The 25612-nt window shown below is 73.0% G+C and carries 20 protein-coding genes and 1 pseudogene; 9 read left to right on the forward strand and 12 right to left on the reverse strand.

Going from position 1 to position 25612, the window contains the following annotated elements; translation table 11 throughout:
* Positions 1-37: 37 nt before the first annotated feature.
* From ACF1BE_RS22270 to ACF1BE_RS22320, 11 genes are all read right to left on the reverse strand, one after another.
* Positions 38-481: a phage holin family protein gene (locus ACF1BE_RS22270; RefSeq protein WP_392200747.1), complete on the reverse strand. Its 444-nt coding sequence runs from the start codon at positions 479-481 to the stop codon at positions 38-40.
* 193 nt (positions 482-674) lie between these two features.
* Positions 675-1229: a GNAT family N-acetyltransferase gene (locus ACF1BE_RS22275; protein ID WP_392200748.1), complete on the reverse strand. Its 555-nt coding sequence runs from the start codon at positions 1227-1229 to the stop codon at positions 675-677.
* 17 nt (positions 1230-1246) lie between these two features.
* The gene (locus ACF1BE_RS22280) at positions 1247-1480 is read right to left on the reverse strand and encodes a hypothetical protein (RefSeq protein WP_392200749.1); all 234 of its coding nucleotides are present in this window, start codon (positions 1478-1480) and stop codon (positions 1247-1249) included.
* A gap of 91 nt (positions 1481-1571) precedes the next feature.
* Positions 1572-2495 carry an LD-carboxypeptidase gene (locus ACF1BE_RS22285; RefSeq protein WP_392200750.1) on the reverse strand — a complete coding sequence of 308 codons (924 nt, stop codon included), beginning with the start codon at positions 2493-2495 and terminating at the stop codon, positions 1572-1574.
* Positions 2492-4447 (reverse strand): LpqB family beta-propeller domain-containing protein, encoded by a 1956-nt coding sequence (locus tag ACF1BE_RS22290; protein WP_392200751.1) that lies wholly within the window; start codon positions 4445-4447, stop codon positions 2492-2494. Before ACF1BE_RS22290 ends, ACF1BE_RS22285 begins: the two co-directional genes overlap by 4 nt.
* A gap of 15 nt (positions 4448-4462) precedes the next feature.
* On the reverse strand, positions 4463-5767 hold the full coding sequence (locus tag ACF1BE_RS22295) for a M20/M25/M40 family metallo-hydrolase (RefSeq protein ID WP_392200752.1): 1305 nt from the start codon (positions 5765-5767) through the stop codon (positions 4463-4465).
* Positions 5760-6593 carry a M55 family metallopeptidase gene (locus tag ACF1BE_RS22300; protein ID WP_392200753.1) on the reverse strand — a complete coding sequence of 278 codons (834 nt, stop codon included), beginning with the start codon at positions 6591-6593 and terminating at the stop codon, positions 5760-5762. The genes ACF1BE_RS22295 and ACF1BE_RS22300 overlap by 8 nt, the downstream gene beginning before the upstream one ends.
* 83 nt (positions 6594-6676) lie before the next feature.
* The gene (locus ACF1BE_RS22305; RefSeq protein ID WP_392200754.1) at positions 6677-7396 is read right to left on the reverse strand and encodes a class I SAM-dependent methyltransferase; all 720 of its coding nucleotides are present in this window, start codon (positions 7394-7396) and stop codon (positions 6677-6679) included.
* 140 nt (positions 7397-7536) lie between these two features.
* On the reverse strand, positions 7537-10029 hold the full coding sequence (locus tag ACF1BE_RS22310) for a SpoIIE family protein phosphatase (protein ID WP_392200755.1): 2493 nt from the start codon (positions 10027-10029) through the stop codon (positions 7537-7539).
* A 153-nt stretch (positions 10030-10182) separates the two neighbouring features.
* Positions 10183-12618 carry an MFS transporter gene (locus ACF1BE_RS22315; protein ID WP_392200756.1) on the reverse strand — a complete coding sequence of 812 codons (2436 nt, stop codon included), beginning with the start codon at positions 12616-12618 and terminating at the stop codon, positions 10183-10185.
* Positions 12619-12770: 152 nt separating this feature from the next.
* Complete coding sequence (locus tag ACF1BE_RS22320) at positions 12771-13214, reverse strand: SRPBCC family protein (RefSeq protein ID WP_392200843.1); 444 nt, start codon at positions 13212-13214, stop codon at positions 12771-12773.
* 133 nt (positions 13215-13347) lie between these two features.
* Between ACF1BE_RS22320 and ACF1BE_RS22325 the strand changes: the two genes are divergently transcribed.
* From ACF1BE_RS22325 to ACF1BE_RS22340, 4 genes and pseudogenes are all read left to right on the forward strand, one after another.
* Positions 13348-14409, forward strand: a complete 1062-nt coding sequence (locus ACF1BE_RS22325; protein ID WP_392200757.1) for an Rv2578c family radical SAM protein — start codon at positions 13348-13350, stop codon at positions 14407-14409.
* Positions 14410-14557: 148 nt separating this feature from the next.
* Positions 14558-16120 carry an alpha/beta hydrolase gene (locus ACF1BE_RS22330; protein WP_392200758.1) on the forward strand — a complete coding sequence of 521 codons (1563 nt, stop codon included), beginning with the start codon at positions 14558-14560 and terminating at the stop codon, positions 16118-16120.
* A gap of 221 nt (positions 16121-16341) precedes the next feature.
* Positions 16342-16521 (forward strand): annotated as a pseudogene (locus ACF1BE_RS22335) (RidA family protein); the annotation flags it as partial.
* Complete coding sequence (locus tag ACF1BE_RS22340; protein WP_392200759.1) at positions 16521-17039, forward strand: GNAT family N-acetyltransferase; 519 nt, start codon at positions 16521-16523, stop codon at positions 17037-17039. The pseudogene ACF1BE_RS22335 and the gene ACF1BE_RS22340, both read left to right, overlap by 1 nt.
* A 16-nt stretch (positions 17040-17055) precedes the next feature.
* Here the strand turns inward: ACF1BE_RS22340 and ACF1BE_RS22345 are convergent, their stop codons facing one another.
* Complete coding sequence (locus tag ACF1BE_RS22345) at positions 17056-17637, reverse strand: adenylosuccinate lyase (RefSeq protein WP_392200760.1); 582 nt, start codon at positions 17635-17637, stop codon at positions 17056-17058.
* A 388-nt stretch (positions 17638-18025) separates the two neighbouring features.
* Between ACF1BE_RS22345 and ACF1BE_RS22350 the strand changes: the two genes are divergently transcribed.
* The 5 genes from ACF1BE_RS22350 to ACF1BE_RS22370 all read left to right on the forward strand — a co-directional run bounded on the left by ACF1BE_RS22350 (position 18026) and on the right by ACF1BE_RS22370 (position 25608).
* Positions 18026-19840 carry a 3-hydroxyacyl-CoA dehydrogenase family protein gene (locus ACF1BE_RS22350; RefSeq protein ID WP_392200761.1) on the forward strand — a complete coding sequence of 605 codons (1815 nt, stop codon included), beginning with the start codon at positions 18026-18028 and terminating at the stop codon, positions 19838-19840.
* A gap of 184 nt (positions 19841-20024) precedes the next feature.
* The gene (locus ACF1BE_RS22355; protein ID WP_392200762.1) at positions 20025-20843 is read left to right on the forward strand and encodes a TetR family transcriptional regulator; all 819 of its coding nucleotides are present in this window, start codon (positions 20025-20027) and stop codon (positions 20841-20843) included.
* Between the two features lie 434 nt (positions 20844-21277).
* Positions 21278-22615 (forward strand): crotonyl-CoA carboxylase/reductase, encoded by a 1338-nt coding sequence (gene ccrA / locus ACF1BE_RS22360; RefSeq protein ID WP_392200844.1) that lies wholly within the window; start codon positions 21278-21280, stop codon positions 22613-22615.
* A gap of 9 nt (positions 22616-22624) precedes the next feature.
* Positions 22625-24652, forward strand: coding sequence for a protein meaA (locus ACF1BE_RS22365; RefSeq protein ID WP_392200763.1), 2028 nt, complete (start codon positions 22625-22627; stop codon positions 24650-24652).
* Complete coding sequence (locus ACF1BE_RS22370; RefSeq protein ID WP_373908102.1) at positions 24649-25608, forward strand: CoA ester lyase; 960 nt, start codon at positions 24649-24651, stop codon at positions 25606-25608. Before ACF1BE_RS22365 ends, ACF1BE_RS22370 begins: the two co-directional genes overlap by 4 nt.
* Positions 25609-25612: the final 4 nt, after the last annotated feature.

Below are 25612 nucleotides of genomic sequence, written 5' to 3' on the forward strand. Positions count from 1 at the left end.
CCGCCCAGCGGGGCGCCGGGGCAGGGCCCGGAACGGGTCACGCCCGGTGGTGCGGGGTGTCGGGGTCGGTCGGGGGCTGCGACGGTGCCGGCGGGTACGGCATGCCGCCCAGGCCGCCGGGCGGGGCGCCCGGCGCGGTGCCGCCGATCACGCGGTGCGGGGCGTGCGGGGTGTGGTCTCCGTGGCCGTGACCGGGGCGTGCGGCGCCGCGCAGCACGTACGCCACCACGCCCAGCAGCGCCGCGGTGATCAGCGCGGCGGCCCAGCCGGGCAGTCCGGTCGCCAGGGCCAGGCCCACGGCGAGGGCCACGGCACCGCCCGCGTACAGGGCGGCGGCACCCGACGCGGCGTACAGCATGGCGGTGCGCCGCTGCTTGCGGGTCTGCTCGCGCAGTTCGTCCCGTACCGTCTCGCGTGCCACCTGTGCCAGTTCTTCGACAAGGTGCTTGTCCAGATGTTCCAGGTGATCAATACGGTCCATACCCTGCGGGTACCCGCCGCGCACAGCCGGTAACGCCGTGGCCCCGCGCGGTCCGGGCAGCCCCGGCCAGGCTCGTCGGCACGGAGATCCTGGGCGCCTCGCTGCGCATCTGCGCCGGCGCCCTGGAAGCCGCCGCGCGCGGCTCAACCCGCAGGGCGGCGACGGCCCCGGCCGACGGGCCGGGGCCGCGGAGTCAGACGGATGTGCGCATCTCAGCGGTGAGTGCCCAGCGTTCGTGGTCGCGCCAGGCTCCGTCGACGTGGAGCATGTCCGGGGAGAAGCCCTCCAGGCGGAAACCCGCGCCCCGGGCGAGGGCGATGGAGGCGGTGTTCCCGGGCTGGACGTTGATCTCCAGCCGGTGCAGGCCGCCCAGCGGCCCGAACGCGTACCCGAGCACCAGTTCCAGGCCCTCACGCATCAGGCCGCGCCCGGCCGCGTGCGCGAAGGCACCGTAGCCGAGGGCGCCGCACTGGAAGCCGCCCCGGACGATGTTGTTGATGTTGATGAACCCGGCGATGCCGCCGCCGTCCTTCTCGCACACCAGGAAGCCGGCCCGGGCCGGATCCTCGATCAGCCGGCCGGCGTAGTCGGCGTACGCCTCGTCGCTGTACGGCGGGAAGAGCCACGGCCGGTGCAGGTCTTTGCTCTCCCGGGCCCGTGCGGTGAACTCGGGACCGTCCGCGAGGGTGAAGCGGCGGAGGGCGACGCGGGAACCTTCGGGGAGGTGCGAGGGCGCGGTGTGCGGCATCCGGCCAGCTTAGGGTGTCACTGGCCGCGGCGACGCATGAGATAGGCCCCGCACAGCCCGCCGATGAGCCCGGTGGCGAGCAGGGCCGTCCACAGGGGCAGGGTGACCTCGGGCCCGAACAGCCGGATGCGGGTGGCGCCGGTGTTCTCGAAGACGAAGACCAGAAGGAGGACGGCCAGCGCCAGGACGGTCATGCGGACGGGCGTGGCCAGCTCGCTCCGGCCGTCGCTCTCCTTGGTGTTCCGGCTCATGCGACCAGGGTGGAACCCGGGGCGCCGGTCCGCACGTTGGGCGCCGCCGTCCGGGTGAGCCGGCCGGGCGGCGGTCGGGCGGGCGGGACGGTCAGCGCAGCGCCGGTTCGTCCAGGGTCAACGTGCCCCCGTCGGCGTCCAGTTCGGCGCTGACACCGAACGGGATCGTCAACGCGCCCGCGCAGTGGCCGAATCCGACGTTCTCCGCGACCGGGACGCCGAGTCCGCCGAGCCGGTCGGCCAGCAGGTGCCGCAGCCGGGCCTCGTCGGCGCAGCCCTCCCAGGAGCCGAGCAACACGCCGCGCAGTCCCTCCAGCCAGCCCGCGCGCAGAAGTTGGGTCAGGTACCGGTCCAGCCGGTACGTCTCCTCGCCCACGTCCTCCAGGCAGAGCAGTCCACCGCGCGCCGAGGGCCGGGCGTGCAGCGTGCCGAGTTCCGCGGCGAGCAGGCACAGACAGCCGCCGAGGGTGACACCGCGGGCCCGGCCGGGCACGAGGGCCGTGCCGCCGGAGGCGATCACCCGGACCGTCTCGGGCGCGAAGAGCGTGGCCCGCAGATGCTCCTGCGCCCGCGTGTTCTTCACGAAGTCGACGCCGGCCGCCATCGGCCCGTACAGCGTGGCCAGCCCCAGGCGGGTGGCGAAGGCCTCGTGCAGCGCGGTGACGTCGCTGAACCCGACGAGGATCTTCGGGCCGGCCGCCCGCATCGCCTCCCAGTCGAGCAGGTCGATCACGCGCTGTGCGCCGTACCCGCCCCGGGCGCAGAGCACCGCGTCCACGGCCGGGTCGCACCAGGCGTTCTGGAGGTCGGCGGCGCGGTCGGCGTCCGTGCCCGCGAGGTATCCCAACTCGGGGTGGCGGTCCAGGACATGGGGGCCGGTCACCGGATCGAGGTCCCAGCCGCGCAGCACGTCGAGTCCCGCCTGGAGCCGCTCCTCGGGCACCGGCCCGCTGGTGGCGACGACGGCCACCCGTGCGCCCGGCGCCAGCCGGCGGGGTCGGACGAGCTCGTTCACGGGGTCAGCTCCACCTTGGGCACCGGAGGTGTCGGATGCAGCTTGAACACCTGTGCGTACAGCGACAGTTCGGCTTCCAGGGCGCGGACCGTCGTCTCGGCCCGCCGGAACCCGTGTCCCTCGCCCTCGAAGGTGAGGTAGGCGTGCGGCACGCCCCGGCCGGCGATCCGGGCGAGGAGGCGTTCGCACTGGGCGGGCGGGCAGATGACGTCGTCCAGGCCCTGGAGCAGCAGGAAGGGAACGGTGAGCCGGTCGGCGTGCGCGGTCGGGGAGCGCTCGGCGTACCGGGCGGGCACCTCGGCGAGCGGGCCGATCAGGGACTCCAGGTAGCGGGACTCGAAGTCGTGGGTCTCCCCCGGGCCCCAGGCGGTGAGGTCGAGCACGGGGTACAGGACGGTCCCGCAGGCGTAGACGTCGGTCGTGGTCAGGGAGGCGGCGGCGGTCCAGCCGCCGGCGCTGCCGCCCCGGATCGCGAGCCGGGCGGGGTCGGCGGTCCCCTCGTCGGCGAGGGCGCGGGCGACGGCCGCGCAGTCCTCGACGTCGACCACGCCCCACTGCTCGCGCAGCCGCTCCCGGTAGGCCCGGCCGTATCCGGTGGAGCCGCCGTAGTTCACCTCGGCGACCCCGATGCCCCGTGAGGTGAAGTAGGCGATCGACAGATCCAGCACGAGCGGTGCCCGGCCGGTGGGGCCGCCGTGCGCCCAGATGACGAACGGCGGCAGCTCACCGTCGGGCGCGGTCCGGTGGGGGTGGTGGGGCGGGTGGATGTGGGCGTGCACCTCGCGGCCGTCCGGGCCGGGGAAGGTGCGCCGGCGGGGACGCGGGTAGTACGCCGGGTCGACGGCGTCCCGGTGCCGGGCGCCGACGGCCCGGGCGCGGCCGGTGACGGTGTCCAGCTCGATCACCTCGTAGGCGGTGTGCGGGCCGGCGCCGACCGCGATGACGCGCTCGCCGTGGGTGGCGAGGGCCGCGGTGTACTCCGTCCAGGGTCCGGCGGCGTCGACGATCTCACCGGACTCCGGGTCCAGTATGCCGAGGACGGCAGGCCCCCGGCCGTGCACCACCGCCAGCAGGCCGTTGTCGAGCGGCGCGAACCAGCGCAGCCCGAGCTGCCACAGCGGTCCGCCGAACTCCTCCTCGCGCGGGCACAGCGGGGTGCCGTCGCGGTAGATGTTCCACCAGCCGCCGCGGTCGCTCGTGTACAGCAGCCTGCCGTCCGGGGACCACTCGACCTGGGCGACGGCCTCCTCGGGTCCGCCGGCGACCGTCCGCGCGTTCTCCAGCCGGCCGTCCTCCCGCACGTCGGCGACCAGCAGTTCCGTCCCGTCCCACGGCATCCGCGGATGGTCCCAGGCCAGCCAGGCGGCCCGCCGCCCGTCGGGTGAGAGCCGGGCGCCGGTGACGAACCGGTGCCGGGCGGGCGTGAGTTCGCGGACGGCGCCGCGGTCAGCGGCGGCCGAGCCGTCCAGCGGTACGGCGGCCAGGACCCGCCGTACGTCGTCGGGGCCGTCGCCGGTGAACTCCTCCAGCACGCACCACACCTCACCGCGCGCGAGGTCCACCCGGGGCTCGGCCCAGCGCAGTCCACCGGGCACCGGGGAGGACGGGGTGAGCGGACGGGGCTCACCGCCGGGCTCGTACCGGTACAGCCGCTGGTCGGCGAGGTGCACGAAGACGATCAGCGGCCGCCCGTCGCGTTCGGCCCCGGCCCAGGGCCGGCCGCCGTACTCGATGACCCGGCTGCGCACGTTCCACGGCGCGGGCAGCACCGGCTCCTCGACGCCGTCGGTCCGGCGCCGGACCAGGGTCCGCCGGCCGCCCTCGGCGGGCCGGGGCTCGGTCCACCAGGTCTCCTCCCCGACGATGTCCACCCAGTCGGGCCGCCCGTCGTGCGCGGCGGCGAGCGCGGCGTCGACGGGAGACGGCCACGAGCCGTACGGCGCCTCGCGCATCGCGTCCTCCATCGGTCAGGCCGTCCGCAGGAAGCGGTCCAGGACACGGACACCGAAGTGCAGCGCCTCCACGGGCACCCGCTCGTCCACGCCGTGGAACAGCGCCTGGTAGTCGAGGTCCGGGGGCAGCTTCAGCGGGGTGAAGCCGTAGCCGGTGACGCCGAGCCGGGAGAACTGCTTGGCGTCCGTGCCGCCCGACATGCAGTACGGCACCACGTGCCCGCCGGGCGCGAACTCCCCCACCGCCGCCCGCATCGCGGCGTACACCGGCGTGTCCAGCGGTGCTTCGAGGGCCACCTCCCGGTGGGCGAACTCCCACCGCACGTCCGGGCCCGTCAGCTCGTCGATCGTGGCGGTGAACTCCTCCTCGAAGCCCGCCAGGAAGCGCCCGTCCACGTGGGCGACCGCCTCTCCGGGGATCACGTTGACCTTGTAACCGGCGTCCAGCATGGTCGGGTTGGCACTGTTGCGGACGGTCGCCTCGACCAGCCGGGCGGCCGGCCCGAGCTTCTCCAGCAGCCGGTCGACGTCGGTGAAGCCGGCGTCGATGCCGTACAGGGCGGCGAGCTGGGACAGGGCGGCCCGCACGGTCGGGGTGAGGCGGATCGGCCACTCGTGCTCGCCGATGCGGGTGACGGCCGCGGCGAGCCGGGTCACCGCGTTCTCCCCGTTCACCTTGGAGCCGTGCCCGGCCCGGCCGCGCGCGGTGAGCTTGAGCCAGCCGGTGCCCCGCTCCCCCACGGCGACCGGGTAGATCTCCCGTCCGGACCCGTCGTGGAAGGTGAACGCGCCGGACTCGCTGACGCCCTCCGTGCAGCCCTCGAAGAGTTCGGGGTGCCGGTCGGCGAGGAAACCGGAGCCGTCCTCGGCGCTGGCCTCCTCGTCCGCGGTGAACGCGATCACGAGGTCGCGGCGGGGCCGCACGCCCTGCCGGGCCCAGGACCGGACCACGGCGAGGATCATCGCGTCCATGTTCTTCATGTCGACGGCGCCCCGCCCCCACACGACCCCGTCGCGGACCTCGCCGGAGAACGGGTGCACGCTCCAGTCGGCGGCCTCGGCGGGCACCACGTCGAGGTGGCCGTGGACCAGGAGGGCGTCGGCGGACGGGTCGGTGCCCGCGATCCGGGTGACGACGTTGGTGCGGCCGGGGGTGCGCTCCAGCAGCAGGGGTTCCAGGCCGGCCCCGGCCAGCCGTTCGGCGGCGTACTCGGCGGCGGGCCGCTCCCGGCAGTCGCCGCCGCCGCGGTTGGTGGTGTCGATACGGATCAGGCCGGAGGTGAACTCCACGACCTCGTCCAGGGCCTGCGAATCAGCCATACTGCTCCTCCACGGCGGCGGAGACGATCGTGGTGACCGCCTTGAACGTCCTGATCCCCTCGTACATGGTGGCGCTGGTGTACGCCACCTTCCGCTCACCGGTCCGCGCCACGCCGGGGACGACGGTGGCGGCCGACGCCAGGTGTTCGGCGTCGAACTCGACGGCGATCGTGGAGGGGCCGTCCTGAGCGGGCCGGTGACGGACCGCCAGCCCGGTGGCCTCCTTGGCCGCCGCGCGGATGGCGGCGGCGGTCCGGGCCGGGGTCCGGCAGACGGCCGCGTACCGCGACACATGGTCCTTGACGGCGACCTTCAGCGCCTCGGGCGCGTATCCGAGCGCGTCCTCGCAGGTCACGTCGTCGCCGGTGACGAGGACGACCGGCACGCCGTACTCGGCGGCCACGTGCGCGTTGAGCAGGCCCTCGCCGGCGCGGACGCCGTTCAGCCACACGCCGGTGATCTGGTTGGCGAGGTAGGTGTGGGCGAGGACGCCCGCCATGCCGGCGCCCGCGTGGTAGCCGACGAACGCGATGCCGTCCACGTCACCGTGCTGGACGCCCTCCACCATGGACAGTGCCTTGTGCCGGCCGGTGAGCATCTCGGCCCGCTCGTCGAGCCGCTCCAGGAGGAGGTTGCGCATGGTCCAGTGGGCCTCGTTGACGAGCACCTGGTCGGCGCCGCCGTCGAAGAAGCCTTCCACGGCGGCGTTCACGTCGGAGGTGAACATCGTCCGGCACCGCTCCCACTGCGGCGTCCCCGGCAGCACGTCGGCGGGCCAGGTGACTCCGGTGGCCCCCTCCATGTCGGCACTGATGAGGATCTTCATGTCCCGTCACGTTACGCGCCGGGCGGCGGACAGGCTACGACCCGGGCACGGTCACGTGCCCGCCGCGGGGCCGCGGGTCCCGGTCAGGCGCCCGCGAGGACGAACCAGCGTGCCGGCAGGTCGATGCGGGTGCCGTCCGCGAGGTACTCGGTCTGCGGCAGCGTCGTCTCACCGTCGGCCAGGACGGTGAGGCCGGCCTCGGCGAGCAGGCGCGGTATCTCGTCGTCGTCGGCGTCGGCGGGCTTGAGCCCGTGGTGGAAGACGCGCTGGAGCTTGGGGGGCGGGCCGGCCGGTTCGGCCGCCGCGCGCCGCAGGACGTCCCGGGAGGCGGAGGTCAGTTCCACCACGAACGCGCGGCCCTCGGTGCCGACGAGCCGGGCGACGGCGGCGGCCACCACGGGACGGGCGGCCGGCTCGCTCTGGTGGATGACGGCCCGCATGTAGACGTTGGTGTCGCCGAGCCGCTGGTGCAGGGCGCGTACGGCGTCGGTGTCGGTGAGGTCGAGCTGCTGGAACTCGACGGTGTCGGTGTGCGCGGCGCGGCGGGCGTGCTCCACGGCGGCGTGCGAGAGGTCGACGCCGACGGCGTGCGCGAACCGGGTGGCCAGGTACTGGGTCTGGGTGCCGTTGCCGCAGCCGAGGTCGACGATAGTCCGTTTGGCGTCGGCGTACGGCAGGAGCAGTTCGCTGTGCGGTGCGGCGCTCAGGCAGGGATCGGCGTCCCATATCGCCTCGCCCCGGGTGTCAGAGGTTTCGCGCCAGTAACTTTCCCAGGCGTTGCGGTAGTTGTCCGAGACGTTCATGCGATCTCCCCACGGTTCGGTTCCGTGATCGGGATATCGCGACGGCCGGGAGCGGGGCAAGAGCCGGGAGGCCACCTTCACGAGATGTACGGGCCCCGGCCACGCCGGGAGACGCGTGTCCTGCCACGCACGCTCCCGGGTCAGGCGGTGCCGGTGGCCTGTTCGAACCAGACGGTCTTGCGGTGCCCGCTGGCGCTGGCGCCCCATTCCCGGGCCAGCCGGCTGACCACGCGCAGTCCGCGGCCGGACTCGTCGTAGGGGCCGGCGCTGATCAGGCCGGGCAGGGCGGGTTCGTCGTCGGTCACCTCGAACAGCAGGGCGTCGGTGCGGACGACCCGCAGCCCGATCGATGCGCTCCCGGCGTGCCGGACGGCATTGGTGACGACCTCGCTGACCAGCAGCTCCGCCGTTTCCACGGCGTGCGGCAGCTTCCAGCGCAGCAGCCGTTCGCGGACCAGGCGGCGGGCCCGGGCCACCTCGCGCGGGTCGGCGTCGAGCCACCACTCGGCGACGTCCTCGTCCGGGATGCCGTTGAGGCGGGCCATGAGCAGGGCGACGTCGTCCTTGCGTCCGCCGCGCGTGTTGAGGGCGCGGATGATCGTGTCGCAGGCGTCGTCCATGGAGGCGGCGGGGTGCGCGGCGGACTCGCAGAGCGCGGCCAGGCCCTCGCCGATGTCTGAGCCGCGCACCTCGACCAGGCCGTCGGTGCACAGCACCAGCCGGTCGCCGGGCGCGACCTTGACCCGGGACACCTCGAAGGGGACGCCGCCGACACCGATCGGCGCACCGGTGGGCAGGTCGAGGAGTTGGCTGCTGCCGTCCTCGGCACGGACCAGCACCGGCGGGATGTGACCGGCGTTGGCGAGGGTCAGCTCGCCGCGGATCGGGTCGTAGACGGCGTACAGGCAGGTGGCGAGGTAGGTGTCGCCGAGCCGGCGGGCCAGGTCGTCGAGGTTGCGCAGGAGTTGGGCGGGCGGGGTCTCCATGGCGGCCATGGTCTGTACGGCGGTGCGCAACTGACCCATCATCGCTGCCGAGTTCAGGCCGTGTCCCATGACGTCGCCGACGACGAGGGCGGTGCGGGAGCCGGGCAGTTTGATGCTGTCGAACCAGTCACCACCGATCCGGCCGAGCCGGGCACCGGGCAGGTAGCGGGTGGCGACGTCGCAGCCGGCCATCCGCGGGGACACCTGCGGCAGCATGCTGTCCTGGAGGGTGTCGGCGACGTTCTCCTGGTAGGTGTACATGCGGGCGTTGTCGAGCACGAGGCCCGCGCGGGCGGCGAGTTCGGCGCCGGTGGTGCGGTCCATGTCGTCGAACTGCGGCCGGTCCGGGCGGCGCAGCAGCACCATGAAGCCGAGGACGACGTTGCGCGCCTTGAGCGGGACGATCAGCAGGGACCGGCCGCCGATGAGCGGCCTGAGGTCACGCTTCTCGAACTCGCCGGCGATGCGCTCGGACAGCTCCTCGGTGACCCGCGGGACGAGCACCGGCTCACCGCTGTCCATGCAGCGGTAGAACGGGGTGTGCTCGGGGAAGGCGAACGCCTCGCCGACCGGCACGGTGTCGTCCCAGCGGCCCGGTTCGTCGTTGTGCTCGACCCAGACGCGGAACATCACGGTGCTGGCGTCCGGCGGCCCGTCCGGGAAGCCCTCGCCGGCCAGCACGGCGGCGCGCAGATGGGTGCCGGCGAAGTCCGCGAACCGGGGTACGGCGGCGCTGGTGACCTCGCGGATGGTCTCGCCGAGGTCGAGGGAGGAGCCGATGCGGGAGCTGACCTCGTTGAGGAACTCCAGCCGCTCGCGGACGGCGGCGTACTCCAGGTCCTCTTCGGCGCCGGCCGGGACACGGACCACCGGTGTCCGGCCCTGCGGTGCGACGGCCTCGGCGCGGGTGCGTCCGGCGCGGCGGGGCACGCCCCAGTACGGGGTGACGGGCACCCGCTCGAACTGGCTGAACTCCAGGACCGGATAGCCGAGTTCGAGGACCTGGGAGACGATGCGGGCGCTGAGTCCCGGGCCCATGCTGGGCAGGATCTCGGGCAGGCGCCGTTCGAGAGTCTCGTAGGCGGGCAGTTCGGTGTGGCGGGCGAAGCCGGGCGCGATGCGTTCGGCCGTCTCGTCGTCGTAGCCGCGTTCGTCGCGCAGCCGGGTGGCGTCGGCGGCGAGCACGAGCAGCCGGGAGGTGCCCGGCCCGACCAGCGGATAGGCCCACCACAGCACGTCCAGCCGCTCGCCGTCCGGGTCCTGCCGGGGCGGTACCAGGCGGGCCCGGCCCGCGGTGGGGTACCCGGTGTGGCCGCCGAGCGAGGTCTCCAGGTCCGGGCCCGGCCCGTCGTACGCCTCGTACGCGTCCGGCAGGGCGTCGGCGCCCAGGTCGCCCGCCTCGTACGCGTCCGGCATCGCGGCGGCACGCAGGTCTTCCGGCAGAGCGCCGGAGACGGGCAGCAGGTCCGTCACGGGATGCCCGACGGCCTCCTCCCGGGCCACGCCGAACAGGCGCCGGGCGCCGCTGCTCCAGTGGGACACCAGTCCGGCGCGGTCGACGACGACCACGGCCAGCGGGATCCGGCCCGCCGCGGCGTCGCCGGTGCCGCGCCCGGGGACAGTGTCCCGCTCGCTGCCACGGTCCATGGCCCAGGCCCTCTCTCCCCACGGCTGTACGCAAAACGATCTGTGCCGCCCGCCACCACGGTAAGGCGACGGCCGGTCGCGATGTGCGGCAATCCTGGAATTCGTGTCACCGGACGCACCGGCGCGCGGCCCCGTGCCGTACGCGCGCCCCCCTCAGTCCTCGTGTCCGAGCTGGAGGTCCCGTTCGGTGCGTCCGCCGCCCGCGACCTGCAACACCGTGGCGACCGGCGGGTAACCGGCGGCGATGACGGTGTACTCGCCGGAGGAGAGGTCCACGAACCGGAAGGTGCCGTCGGCTCCGGTGGTGAGGGTGTCGACGACGTTCCCGGCGGCGTCGAGCAGGGTCACGCGCGCGTCCTCCACGGCCCGTCCGCCGCTCGCCCGCACAGTGCCCTTGAGCACGGCGCCGCCCGCGAGTTCGATGTCCTGCCGGGTCTCGCGGGAGGCCTGGACGGTGACCGGGAGCGCGGCGGGCCGGAAGACGGGGGCGCTGGCGGCGAGGGTGTACTCACCGGCGACCAGCTCGGTGATGACGTAGCCGCCCTCGCGTCCGCTGCGGGTCGCGGCGACGACCTCGCCGTGCACGTTGGTCAGGGTGACGGTGGCGTCGCGGACCGGGGTGCCGTCGGCGGTGAGCACGCTGCCGGCGAGGCGTCCGGCGCCGCCGAGGACGACGTCGAGTTCGACGGGGCGTTCGCCGACGGTGACGGAGACGGCCTGCGGCTGGTGGCCGCCGGCCGCGGCGATCAGCACGTACGACCCGGAGCCGGGCGTGCCGAGCGCGTACCGTCCGTCCTCGCCGCTGGCGCCCCGTCCGATCTGCTGGCCGGCGATGTCGATGAGGGTGAGGGCGGCGCGGGGCACCACCGTGCCGTCGGGGTGCTGCACCGTGCCGCAGACCGGGATCCCGGCGGTGTACGGCGAGCGGGGCGCGGCGGGGGTCCCGCCGCCCGGAGACTGGTGGCGGGCCTGCGGGACGGGGGCGGTCACGGGCGCGGGGCCTGTTCCGGCGGCGTTGTGGGACACCAGTGGTTTCTCCTTGAGGAAGAAGGCGATCAGCAGGCCGAGGACGAGCACCGGCACGAGGTAGAGGAAGATCCGGGGCATCGCGTCGGCGTAGGCGCGGATGTAGGCGCCGCGCAGGGCCGGGGGCAGCGCGTGGACGAGCTGCGGGGTGAGGGAGTCGGGGTCGGGCAGCCCGGTGCCCGCGTGCGGGGGCAGTCGGTCGCGCAGGGCGTCGCCGAGCCGGCCGGCGAAGAGGGTGCCGAAGACGGCGGCGCCGACGCTGCCGCCGATCTGCCGGAAGTAGTTGTTGGCGCTGGTGGCGGTGCCGAGGTCGGCGGGGCGCACGGAGTTCTGCACGGCGAGGACGAGGACGGGCATCACCAGGCCGATGCCGGCGCCGAGAACGGCCATCCAGATGCTGTAGTGCAGCCGGGGCGTGCCGGTCTCCAGCCGGGACAGCAGCCACATGCCGACGGTGGAGACGGCGCATCCGAGCACGGGGAAGATCCGGTACCGGCCGGTGTGGCTGATGAGCTGTCCGCCGATGACGGAGGCGCCGACGATGCCGGCCATCATGGGCAGCATCAGCAGCCCGGACTCGGTGGCGCTGGCCCCGTCGACCATCTGGAGGAAGGTCGGCAGATAGCTGGCGGCGCCGAACAGGGCGACGCCGATCACCAGGCCGACGAGGCCGCTGGTGACGAAGACGGAGTCGCGGAACAGCCGCAGCGGGATCAGGGGTTCGGCGGCGAAGTGCTCGGCGACGAGGAAGAGGGCGGTGGAGGCGAGGGCGCCGGCGCCGAGACCGAGGATCTGCCGCGAGTCCCAGGCGTACTCGGTGCCGCCCCAGCTGGTGAGCAGGACCAGACAGGTGGAGGCGGTGGCGAGCAGAAGGGCGCCGAGCAGGTCGAGGCGGGCGCGGACCCGCGGCCGGGGCAGTCTGAGGACGGCGGTGACGACGGCCAGGGTGATCAGTCCGAAGGGGACGTTGACGTAGAAGCACCAGCGCCAGGAGAGGTGGTCGGTGAAGTAGCCGCCGAGCAGCGGGCCGGCGACGGAGGCGAGGCCGAAGACGGCGCCGATCAGGCCCATGTACCGGCCGCGTTCCCGCGGCGGCACGATGTCGGCGATGATCGCCTGCACGCCGATCATGAGGCCGCCGGCGCCGGCGCCCTGGAGCGCGCGGTAGGCGATCAGCTGGTCCATGGTCCCGGCCCGGCCGGCGAGGGCGGAGCCGAGGACGAAGACGGCGATGGCGAACTGGAAGACGCCCTTGCGGCCGACCAGGTCGCCGAGTTTGCCGTAGAGGGGCAGGCCGATGGTGGAGGTGAGCAGGTAGGCGGTGATCGCCCAGGACATCCGGTCCAGGCCGTGCAGTTCGCCGACGATCTTCGGCAGGGCGGTGGCGACGATCATCTGGTCCAGGGCGGCCAGCAGCAGCGCCAGCATGAGTCCGAGGAAGACCAGGCGGACCCGGCGGGGGGCGAGTGCGGCCGGGGGCGCGGGGGGCGGCGGGGCGGCGCTGTCCTCGCCGGCAGCCGGTGCCACGACCGGCTCGTGCTGCACCAGTGTCGTCCCGCCCACGTACCGCTCCCCTCGTCACACCTGTTCACATTGCGCGCGCAAGGCGGCAACTGCGAACAACTGCGGCGAGTTACGGCACCGCCCGGGACCGGGCGGAGATCCACCCGAACCGGTGAAGGGGTCAACACCCCTTCACCGTCCGGACCTTGGGGCTACTTCTCGACCTCGGCGGCGAGGTTGGCGAGCAGGGCGTCGTAGATCCGGCCGAGGCCCTTGGGCGCGAAGGTGCGCTCGAAGAAGCCGCCGACGCCGCCGGCGCCCTGCCAGGTGGTGGTGACGACGACCCGGGACCCGCCCTCGCCGGCCGGGGTGACGCGCCAGGTGGTGACCATGGAGGAGTTGCGGTCCTTCTCGACCAGTTCGCCGTCGGTGGGCTCGGTGACGTCCAGGAGGCAGTCGCGCACGCGCTTGCTGGTGGCCTGGAGCTTCCAGTGGACGAGGGTGCCCTCGCCGTCGCCGCCCTCGCGCACCTCGTACTCGCTGAAGTGCTCGGGCAGCAGCTTCTGCCGCGTGCCGCGGTAGTCGGCGAGGGCGTCGAACACCTTCTCCGCGTCCGCCGCGACGACCCGCTCCGTAGTGGCCTCGACCTGCGCCATTGCTTCCTCCAGGACCTGGTTGCTCGGGGTGGGGGCAAGCCAACCACCCCGGTACCCGGCCGCCCAAATCGGGGTGCGCACGATCATGGGAACAGGTGTTCTATTCTGTGGCGAGTGCTACCGAGGAGGCGTCATGCGCTGGGAGAACCTCACCGTGGAGTCCGGCCCGCCCGAGGAGTCCGCCGAGCACGGCCGGGCCGCCGACGCCGTGCTCTTCGGCGCGGACACCGTGACCACCCGTACGTTCGACACGCCCGAGTTCCGGGGAATCACCTTCCACGAGGTCCGGGCGCGCTCGGTGCTGAACCGGGTGCCGGGCGCCTCGCGCATGCCGTTCGAGTGGACGGTGAACCCCTACCGGGGCTGCACGCACGCGTGCGTCTACTGCTTCGCCCGCCGGACCCACGGCTATCTGGACCTGGACACCGGCATCGGCTTCGACACCCAGATCGTGGTCAAGGTCAACGCGCCCGAGGTGCTGCGCCGTCAGCTCGCCTCCCGCCGCTGGCAGGGCGACCACGTCGCGATGGGCACCAACGTCGACTGCTACCAGCGCGCCGAGGGCCGCTACCGGCTGATGCCGGGCATCATCTCCGCCCTCACCGACCACGCGAACCCGTTCTCCGTCCTCACCAAGGGGACCCTGATCCTGCGCGACCTCGACCTGCTGGTCCGGGCGGCCCAGGTGACGGACGTGGGCATCTCGGTCTCGGTCGGCTTCCTGGACACCGAGCTGTGGCGCACGGTGGAGCCGGGCACGCCCGCGCCCGAGCGCCGGCTGGACGTCGTACGGACCCTCGGGGAGCACGGCATCGGCTGCGGGGTGCTGATGGCGCCGGTGATTCCGTTCCTGAGCGACGCCCCGGCCCAGCTGCGGGAGACCGTACGGGCGATCGCGGCGGCCGGGGCGACCTCGGTCACGCCCCTGGTGCTGCATCTGCGGCCGGGCGCCCGGGAGTGGTTCGCGGCCTGGCTCGGCCGGCACCATCCGCACCTGGTGGCGCGGTACGAGCGGCTGTACGCCGAGGGGGCCTACGCGCCCCGCTGGTACCAGCGCCGGATCACCCGTCAGGTGCACGAGCTGGCCGAGGAGCACGGCATCGGGCCCAGCCGCGCGGGGCAGGCCCGCCGGATCCGCCCGGCGCCCGAGCAGCCCCCGGCCGGTCCGGAACCCACCCAGCTCACCCTCATGTGAGCACATCCGGGGGCGTTAGGGGGATCCCTCGGCCCAATCGGGTCAAGTATCGCCGGAACGCGTTCCCGGCGGGCCCGGCGCCGGGACGATGCGGCCAGAACCGTGAGCCTCGCGGTTCACCGACACCTTCCGTCCCGTAAGGACCCACATGAGACATCGCGCAGCCGTGCTGTGCGCGGCCGCCGCCATGTTGGCGGGCTCGGTCACCGCCGTTCCCGTCCGGGCGGCCACCGCCGCCCCGGTGCCGAAGCTCTCCTGGCAGAAGTGCGGCACCGGTGACTACCCGAGGCTCCAGTGCGCGTCCCTGAAGGTCCCGCTGGACCACGCGGACCCGTCGGGCCGGCAGCTCACCCTCGCCCTGTCCCGCGTCCCGCACACCGCCAGGACCTCGCAGGGCCCCCTGCTGGTCAATCCCGGCGGCCCCGGCGGCAGTGGTCTGACGCTCGCCGGTTTCGTCGCCTCGGCCCTGCCGGAGAGCGTGGCGTCCCGGTACGACGTCATCGGGTTCGCCCCGCGCGGGGTCGGCCCGGGCGACCCGGCCCTGACCTGCGCGCCCGGCCACTTCAGGGCGGTGCGCCCGGACACCGTACCGGCCACGCCCGCGCTGGAGCGGGCGAACCTGGGGCGGGCGCGGTCCTTCGCCGCCGCCTGCGGCCGTGCGTACGCCGGCGTGCTGCCGTACATCGACACCGTGAACACCGTCCGGGACCTGGACTCCGTCCGGCAGGCCCTGGGCGCGCCGAGGATCAGCTACTTCGGCTACTCGTACGGCACCTACCTCGGCGCGGTCTACGCGAAGCTGTACCCGGAGCGGGTCCACCGGCTGGTGCTGGACTCGGTCGTCGACCCGACCGGCGTCTGGTACGAGGACAACCTCGGCCAGGACTACGCCTTCGACGGGCGTCACCGGGCGCTGATGGCCTGGATCGCCCGGTACGACGCAACGTACGGGCTCGGCAGGGATCCCGCGAGGATCGAGGCCGAGTGGTACGCGATGCGGGCCGCCCTGGCACGGACGCCGGCCGGTGGCAGGGTCGGCGCCGCCGAGCTGGAGGACACCTTCCTCCCCGGGGGGTACTACAACGGCTACTGGCCCTACCTGGCCGAGGCGTTCGCGGCCTACGTCCACCGCAAGGACACCGGGCCGCTGGTGGAGGCGTACGAGAACTTCGCCGCCGTGGACGCCTCGGGCGACAACGGCTACAGCGTCTACACGTCCGTGCAGTGCCGGGACGCCCCCTGGCCACGCTCCTGGAACCGGTGGCGCGCCGACACCTGGCGGGTGCACGCGAAGGCACCTTTCATGGCCTGGAACAACGCCTGGTACAACGCGCCCTGCGCGTTCTGGCCGGCTGCCGCGCGGCGACCGGTGGACATCGCCAACGGCAAGCTGCCGCCCGCGCTGCTGTTCCAGGCGACCGACGACGCGGCCACCCCGTACTCCGGCGGCGTCACGGTGCACCGGCTGCTGGCCGGCTCCGGCCTGGTGGTCGAGGAGGGCGGCGGCAACCACGGCGTCACGTTGAGCGGAAACGCCTGCCTGGACCGGTACCTGGCCGCGTATCTCGCCGACGGCACGGTTCCGCGCGGCGGGGGCCCGGCCGACGCGGTCTGCGCGGCGTCGCCGGACCCGGAACCGCTCACCACGAAGGCGGCGTCGACATCGTCCCGCGGCTCGGTACTGCACGGCCTGCTGGGCTTCCGCCGTTAGGCCCTCTCGTTCGGATCATGCCGGGCTCGCGGGTCCTGGCACCGCGCCTCGCCGCGTTGTCGTCGGTTGCCATGGCTCCGCCATGGCGCCCTCCTGGTGCCTTGCGATGCACGGCACCAGGACCCGCTCCCTGATCCGGCCTGATCCGAACGAAAGACCCTAGCGGCAGTGGGGTTCCCCGGGGGTGCCGGCGACGGGACGGGACGGGCCATCATGAGGGCATGAGTGAACCGACCCGTACCGCCGCCCCCGACGGGGTCGCCCCCGCCGCCATCGAGAACCCGAGGCGCTGTCCGGCCGCCGCGGAGGCCGGCTTCGGGGACGTCGTCGAGCTGACGTACTTCGTCACGGACATGGCCCCCGTGCCGGCGGTGCGCGCGGCCCGCGCCGCGCACACCCCGTGACCGCCCTGACGGTCCGGGAGATGACCCTGGCCGACTGCGACCGCGTCTCAGAGATCCGCGTACGGGGCTGGCAGCACGCCTACCGGGGGCTCATGCCGGGGTCGTACCTCGACGGACTGGACGTCGTGGCCGACGCCGAGCGCCGCCGGGCCCGGTTCGCCGAGGGGGACGGCTCCGTGGTGAACCTGGTCGCCGAGCGGGACGGCCGGGTGCTGGGGTGGGCGGCGCACGGGCCGTACCGGGGCGGCGACGCGCCCGCCCGGGACGCCGAGTTGTACGCGCTCTACGTCGATCCGGCGCACCTCGGCGGCGGGATCGGCCGGACCCTGCTGGCCGCGTCGGTCGAGCGGTGCGCGGCGTGGCCGCGCATGCTTCTGTGGGTGCTCCGGCACAACACCTCGGCCCGCCGCTTCTACGAGCGCGCCGGGTTCCGGCCCGACGGGGCGGAGGAGCCGTTCGAGGTGGCCGGCACCGCCGTGCCGGAGGTGCGGTACGTGGCGACGCTGGGCGGCTGACCCGGCGCCGGCCCGGTCATCTGCGCTGCTGCTCCGGGATCCGGGCCAGCGCGTGCACCGCCGCCTCCGCGAGCGCCGGGTGGGCCAGGGCCTCGTTCAGCACCCGCCGGGCGCGGGCGTCGCCGAGCGCGCCGAGACCCTCCACACAGGCGAGGGCGACCCTGCGGTAGGGGTCGTGCGGGCGCAGCCGCCGCTCCAGGGTGGTGATCAGCGCGGGCACGGACTCCGGGGCGCGCAGGGTGGCCAGGAGCCGTACCGGGTGCAGGGCGTAGGCGACGCGCAGCTCGTTGGTGGCGAGGGCGGCGGCGGCCCGGGCGGTGCGCGGGTCGCCGAGCCGGGCGAGGGCGTGGGCGGCGGAGGCGCAGCGCGGCGGGTCGCGGTGGTTGAGAAGCAGCACGAGGGACTCGAAGGCGCGCCGGTCGCCGGCGAGGCCGAGGCGGAACGCGGCCAGTTCCCTGGCCCACAGGGGCTGTCCGGGCGCGGTGAGCACCTCGGCCAGTTCGGCGTGGTCCCGCGTGGCCCGCAGGCGGTCGAACGCCGCCGTGCCGCCCGACTCCTGCCGTAAGCGCTCGGTGAGCGATCGCAACTCTTCGTCCACGAGGCCAGCGTAGGCGGGTCACGGCGGGCGGGGGAGGTACATCACACAGTCGGTTTCCCCCGGAGGGCTGGCGCGCTCGTTACCCGCCGGTTAAGCTCATACGAGCGAGTCACCCTCTCGCTTATCCGCCGACGACGGTCTGGTGACGCGGCCGTCGGAGGTGTTCGGTCGGTTCGGTACGCCATGTGTACCGCAGTACGACCCGGCTCCGGGACAGGGCCGGTCGACGTTCCGCCGCTCCCGGGCGTGTGCACGCCCGCGGCACCGGCAGCACCGGGCGTGTGCGCTCGCAGCCCGGAAACACCCGCACTCCTTCCCGCACCGTGGTGCGCCCTCGGGCGCACCCGGCGCGCTCCTCGTCGTCACCCCTCATTCCTGGAGTCCCGCGATGGCCACTCCCCTGTCCCCCCAGCCCGGCACCCCCGTGTCCCCGTTCCGGACGGTCGCCGTGGTCGGCCTCGGCACCATGGGCACCGGCATCGCCGAGGTCCTCGCCAAGGCCGGCCGCGAGGTGATCGGCATCGACATCAGCGAGGCCCGCACCGCCCGGGCACTGGCCGCCCTGGAGGCCGCCACCGACCGGGCCGTGGCCCGCGGCCGGCTCACCGCCCAGGAGCGCGCCGACGCCCTGGCCCGGGTGCGCACCGCCACCGACCTCGGTGCGGCGGCCGACGCCGACCTCGTCATCGAGGTCGCCCCGGAGTCGTACGAGATCAAGCAGCAGATCTTCGGCGAACTCGACGGCATCGTCCGCCCGGAGACCGTCATCGCGACCGGGACGAACGCACTGTCCGTGACCCGGCTGGCCGCCGGCTCCGCCCGCCCCGAGCGGGTGCTCGGCCTGCACTTCTTCAACCCGGCGCCGGCGATGCGGCTGGTCGAGGTCGTCTCCTCGGTGCTCACCGCGCCGCAGGCCGTCGCCGCCGTCACCGACTTCGCCGTCGAGCTGGGCAAGGAGCCGGTCGCGGTCGGCGACCGCCCCGGTTTCGTCGCGGACGGACTGCTCTTCGGCTACCTCAACCAGGCCGCCGCGATGTACGAGGCGAAGTACGCCTCCCGTGAGGACATCGACGCCGCCATGCGGCTGGGCTGCGGCCTGCCGATGGGTCCCCTCGCCCTGCTGGACCTGATCGGCATCGACACCGCGCGGACGGTCCTGGAGGCCATGTACGCCGAGTCCCGGGACCGGCTGCACGCCCCCGCCCCCATCCTCAAGCAGCTCAGCGAGGCGGGTCTGACCGGCCGCAAGTCCGGGCGCGGCTTCTACACCTACGAGGCGCCCGGCAGCGCGACGGTGGTGCCGGACGCGACGAGCCCGGTGACGGACGGTGCGGCCACCGGGGGCCGGGCGGTCCGCTCCGTCGGTGTCGCGGGCTCCGGCACCATGGCCTCCGGCATCGCCGAGGTGTTCGCCAAGGCGGGCTACGAGGTCGTCCTGGCCGCCCGCAGCGAGGAGAAGGCCCAGGCCGCCAAGGCCCGGATCGGCAAGTCGCTGGCCCGCTCCGTCGACAAGGGCCGGCTGACCGCCGAGGCCGCCGCGCAGGTCCTGGACCGGATCACCCCGGCGGGCTCCTACGACGCCTTCGCCGACGTCGACCTGGCCGTCGAGGCGGTCGCGGAGGACCTGGAGGTCAAGCGGCAGCTGTTCGGCACGCTGGACAAGGTGTGCAAGCCGGGCGCGGTCCTGGCCACCACCACCTCCTCGCTGCCCGTCGTCGCCTGCGCCCGCGCCACCTCGCGCCCGCAGGACGTGATCGGCATGCACTTCTTCAACCCGGCGCCGGCCATGAAGCTGGTCGAGGTCGTCCGGACGGTGCTGACCGCGGACGACGTGCACGCGACGGTGCGCGAGGTGTGCGGCCGGATCAGGAAGCACGCGGTCGACTGCACGGACCGGGCGGGCTTCATCGTGAACGCGCTGCTGTTCCCGTACCTCAACAACGCGATCAAGATGGTGGAGGAGCACTACGCGTCGCTCGACGACATCGACGCGGCGATGAAGCTCGGCGGCGGCTACCCGATGGGCCCGTTCGAACTGCTGGACGTGGTCGGCCTGGACGTCTCGCTGGCCATCGAGAAGGTGCTGCACCGCGAGTTCCGCGACCCCGGCCTCGCCCCGGCCCCGCTGCTGGAGCACCTGGTGGCCGCGGGCTGCCTCGGCCGCAAGACGGGCCGCGGCTTCCGCGAGTATGCCCGCCGCTGACGGCGCAGGCGACCGGACCCGCGCGGACACGGACTGGGGCGGGCTGCTGGATCCCGGCGCGTTCGCGCCACCCGCGCGGCGCCGGGTCCCCCCGCCCTCCCGGACCGGCGGACCCCCGCCCCCCGTGGGCGGGGGAACGCCCGCACCTGCGCACCAGGCCGCGCCCATGCAGTACGTTCGGGTCATGTCGCAGTCCGCCAAGTCCTCCCGTACATCCGCTACGCCCGACGCGCCGGAGAGTGCCGCGGGCAGCCGCGCCGCCGCCCAGCGGCTCAAGATGCGCCGAGAACTGGCGGCGGCCGCCATGGAGTTGTTCGCGACCAAGGGGTACGAGGCGACCACCGTCGACGAGATCGCGGCCGCCGCCGGGGTCGCCCGCCGCACCTTCTTCCGTCACTTCCGTTCCAAGGAAGAGGCGATCTTCCCGGACCACGACGACACCCTGGTCCGCGCGGAGGCGGTGCTGAAGGCCGCCCCCGCGCACGAGCACCCGCTCGACACCGTGTGCCGCGGCATCAAGGAAGTCATGAAGATGTACGCGGCGCGGCCGGAGATCTCGGTCGCCCGCTACAAGCTCACCCGCGAAGTGCCCACCCTGCGGGAGGCCGAGATCGCCTCCGTGGCCCGTTACGAGCGGTTGTTCACCCGCTACCTGCTCGGCCACTTCGACGAGCACGCGCACGCCGACGACGCCAACGACGACCCGCTGCTGGCCGAGGTCGCCGCCTCCGCCGTGGTCACCGCCCACAACCACGTCCTGCGGCGCTGGCTGCGGGCGGGCGGCCAGGGCGACGTGGAGGCGCAGCTGGACCACGCGTTCGCGATCGTGCGCAAGACCTTCGGCAGCGGCATCGGCGCCGGCCGCGGTCCGGCCGCCCAGGCGGCCCCTTCCGCCCCGGCGGCGGTCTCCGCGCACGGCGAGGTGCTGGTGACGGTCGCCCGCACCGACGCCTCGCTGGACGAGGTCATGCGGACCATCGAGGAGGCGCTGAAAGAGCGCTGACGGTACGGACGCGCTGTGAGGACGGCCACCCTTCGGGGTGGCCGTTTTGGCATGTCAGGGGCCGTTTTCGGGGAGATTTCAGGGGCGATTCGATCGATCATCGCTCATGTGTTACGTAAAGATTTCATCTGAGAGCAAGTTCTGGCACTCAGTGCCTTGCCGCCTGACACGCGGTGTCATACGTTGAAGAGGTCCGGGCGGCCGGCGAGCAGCTACCAGACGCTCGCCGGCTGTCCCCGCAAGCCCCCTGGGCCTGCGCGCCCGGACGCCTGCGTCACAGGCAACCTCCCGCGCCACAAAGCGCTGCCACAGCACCACCGAGCCGAACCGACGGCACACCCGAAAAACCCTCAGCAGCACCCCTCGCAGCAGCACCGACGAATCCCCAGCGCTCCTCCCTCAGGGCGCTCACCGCCGGAGGCAATACCGTGACCGTGAAGGACATCCTGGACGCGATCCAGTCGAAGGACGCCACGTCCGCCGATTTCGCCGCCCTGCCGCTCCCCGAGTCGTACCGTGCGATCACCGTGCACAAGGACGAGACGGAGATGTTCGCGGGCCTCGAGACCCGCGACAAGGACCCGCGCAAGTCGATCCACCTCGACGAGGTGCCCGTCCCCGAACTGGGCCCCGGCGAGGCCCTGGTGGCCGTCATGGCCTCCTCGGTGAACTACAACTCGGTGTGGACCTCGATCTTCGAGCCGCTCTCGACGTTCGGCTTCCTGGAGCGCTACGGCAAGGTCAGCGAGCTGACCAAGCGGCACGACCTGCCCTACCACATCATCGGCTCCGACCTGGCGGGCGTCGTCCTGCGCACCGGCCCGGGCGTGAACGCCTGGAAGCCCGGCGACGAGGTCGTCGCCCACTGCCTCTCGGTCGAGCTGGAGTCCTCCGACGGCCACAACGACACGATGCTCGACCCCGAGCAGCGCATCTGGGGCTTCGAGACCAACTTCGGCGGCCTCGCCGAGGTCGCGCTGGTCAAGTCCAACCAGCTGATGCCCAAGCCGGACCACCTCAGCTGGGAGGAGGCCGCGGCCCCGGGCCTGGTCAACTCCACCGCCTACCGCCAGCTCGTCTCCCGCAACGGCGCGGCGATGAAGCAGGGCGACAACGTCCTGATCTGGGGCGCCAGCGGCGGCCTGGGCTCCTACGCCACCCAGTTCGCACTGGCCGGCGGCGCCAACCCGATCTGCGTCGTCTCCAGCGACCAGAAGGCCGACATCTGCCGCTCGATGGGCGCCGAGGCGATCATCGACCGCAATGCCGAGGGCTACAAGTTCTGGAAGGACGAGAACACCCAGGACCCGCGCGAGTGGAAGCGCTTCGGCAAGCGCATCCGCGAGCTGACCGGCGGCGAGGACATCGACATCGTCTTCGAGCACCCCGGCCGCGAGACCTTCGGCGCCAGCGTCTACGTCACCCGCAAGGGCGGCACCATCACCACCTGCGCCTCCACCTCGGGCTACATGCACCAGTACGACAACCGGTACCTGTGGATGTCCCTCAAGCGGATCATCGGCTCCCACTTCGCCAACTACCGCGAGGCCTGGGAGGCCAACCGCCTCATCGCCAAGGGCAAGATCCACCCGACCCTCTCCAAGGTCTACTCCCTCCAGGACACCGGGCAGGCCGCGTACGACGTGCACCGCAACCTGCACCAGGGCAAGGTCGGCGTGCTCTGCCTCGCCCCCGAGGAAGGCCTCGGCGTGCGCGACGAGGAGATGCGCGCCAAGCACATCGACGCCATCAACCGCTTCCGGAACATCTGAGGGCCTTAGATGACAGAGCGTCAGAAGGACCGTCCGTGGCTGATGCGGACGTACGCCGGCCACTCGACGGCCGAGGCGTCCAACGAGCTGTACCGGCGCAACCTCGCCAAGGGCCAGACCGGTCTGTCGGTGGCGTTCGACCTGCCGACGCAGACCGGCTACGACTCCGACCACATCCTCGCCCGCGGCGAGGTCGGCCGGGTGGGCGTGCCCGTCGCGCACCTCGGTGACATGCGCCGGCTGTTCCAGGACATCCCCCTGGAGCAGATGAACACCTCGATGACGATCAACGCCACCGCCATGTGGCTGCTGGCGCTCTACCAGGTCGTCGCCGAGGAGCAGGGTGCGGACATCACCAAGCTCCAGGGCACGACCCAGAACGACATCGTCAAGGAGTACCTGTCCCGGGGCACCCATGTGTTCCCGCCGGGGCCGTCGCTCCGCCTGACGACGGACATGATCGCGTACACGGTCTCCCACCTCCCCAAGTGGAACCCGATCAACATCTGCAGCTACCACCTGCAGGAGGCCGGGGCCACGCCGGTGCAGGAGATCGCGTACGCGATGTCCACCGCGATCGCCGTCCTGGACGCCGTCCGCGACTCCGGCCAGGTGCCGCAGGAGCGCATGGGCGACGTGGTGGCCCGCATCTCCTTCTTCGTGAACGCGGGCGTCCGGTTCGTCGAGGAGATGTGCAAGATGCGCGCGTTCAGCCGCATCTGGGACAAGGTCACGCGCGAGCGGTACGGCATCGAGAACGCCAAGCAGCGCCGGTTCCGGTACGGCGTCCAGGTCAACTCGCTCGGCCTGACCGAGGCGCAGCCGGAGAACAACGTCCAGCGGATCGTGCTGGAGATGCTGGCCGTGACCCTGTCGAAGGACGCACGCGCCCGTGCCGTGCAGCTGCCGGCCTGGAACGAGGCCCTCGGCCTGCCCCGCCCCTGGGACCAGCAGTGGTCGCTGCGCATCCAGCAGGTGCTCGCCTACGAGAGCGACCTGCTGGAGTACGAGGACATCTTCGAGGGCTCGAAGGTGATCGAGGCGAAGGTGGACCAGCTGGTCGGGGACACCCTCGCGGAGATCGAGCGCATCCAGGAGATGGGCGGCGCGATGGCCGCCGTGGAGTCCGGCTACCTGAAGTCGCAGCTGGTCGCCTCGCACGCCGAGCGCCGGGCGCGGATCGAGTCCGGCCAGGAGAAGATCATCGGCGTCAACATCTTCGAGAGCACCGAGCCGAACCCGCTGACCGCCGACCTGGACACCGCCATCCAGACGGTCGACCCGGCGGTCGAGGCCCGCGTCGTGGAGTCCCTGCGGCACTGGCGCGACACCCGCTACCAGCCGCCCTTCAACCACCCGCGCCCCTGCAAGGCGCTGGAGAGGCTGAAGGAGGCCGCCAAGGGCACCGGCAACCTGATGGAGGCCACCCTGGAGTGCGCCCGCGCCGGGGTCACCACCGGCGAGTGGGCGGGCGCCCTGCGCGAGGTGTTCGGCGAGTACCGGGCGCCCACCGGGGTCTCCTCCGCGCCGGTGGCCGTCTCCGCCGAGGCCGGCTCGGCGCTCGCCGGGGTCCGCGCCAAGGTGGACGCCACCGCCCGCGAGCTGGGCTGCGGCAAGCTGCGCTTCCTGGTCGGCAAGCCGGGCCTGGACGGGCACTCCAACGGGGCCGAGCAGATCGCCGTGCGGGCCCGTGACGCCGGGTTCGAGGTGGTCTACCAGGGCATCCGGCTCACCCCCGAGCAGATCGTCGACGCGGCCCTGGCGGAGGACGTCCACGCCGTGGGTCTGTCGATCCTCTCCGGCTCCCACGCCCAGCTGGTCCCGGACGTGCTCCAGCGGCTCCGTGTGGCCGGTGCCACAGATATACCCGTGATCGCAGGTGGCATCATCCCGAACGGTGACGCCGAACAGCTCAGGGCCGCCGGTGTGGCCGCGGTGTTCACCCCGAAGGACTTCGACATCACCGGAATCATCGGCCGCATCGTCGACGAGATCCGGAAAGCGAACAAGCTCGACCCCCTGGAGGTCCCCGCATGACCGTCAACCGTCTGCGTCCCCGTCGTTCCTGCCTGGCGGTCCCGGGAAGCAACCCGCGTTTCCTGGAGAAGGCGCAGGGCCTCCCGGCGGACCAGGTCTTCCTGGACCTGGAGGACGCGTGCGCGCCGCTGGCCAAGCCCGAGGCGCGGCACACCATCGTCAAGTTCCTCAACGAGGGCGACTGGACGGGCAAGACCCGGGTGGTCCGCGTCAACGACTGGACGACCGAGTGGACGTACCGCGACGTCGTCACGGTGGTCGAGGGCGCGGGCCCGAACCTCGACTGCATCATGCTGCCGAAGGTGCAGAACGCCCAGCAGGTCGTCGCGCTGGACCTGCTGCTGACGCAGATCGAGAAGACCATGGGCTTCGAGGTCGGGCGGATCGGCATCGAGGCGCAGATCGAGAACGCGCAGGGCCTGAACAACGTCAACGAGATCGCGCAGGCCTCCCCGCGCATCGAGACGATCATCTTCGGCCCGGCCGACTTCATGGCGTCGATCAACATGAAGACCCTCGTCGTGGGCGAGCAGCCGCCCGGCTATCCGGCGGACGCCTACCACTACATCCTGATGAAGATTCTGATGGCCGCCCGCGCCAACGACCTCCAGGCGATCGACGGCCCCTACCTGCAGATCCGCAACGTGGACGGCTTCCGCGAGGTCGCCGGCCGTGCCGCCGCGCTCGGCTTCGACGGCAAGTGGGTGCTGCACCCCGGCCAGGTGGACGCCGCCAACGAGGTCTTCTCGCCCTCCCAGGAGGACTACGACCACGCCGAGCTGATCCTGGACGCGTACGACTACTACACGTCCGAGGCGGGCGGCAAGAAGGGCTCGGCGATGCTCGGCGACGAGATGATCGACGAGGCCAGCCGCAAGATGGCCCTGGTCGTCTCCGGCAAGGGACGCGCCGCCGGCATGCAGCGCACCAGCAAGTTCGAGATCCCGGAGGGCTGAGCGC

Origin of the sequence: Streptomyces sp. NPDC014991 (genome assembly GCF_043080665.1) — a bacterium.
Lineage (GTDB): Bacteria > Actinomycetota > Actinomycetes > Streptomycetales > Streptomycetaceae > Streptomyces.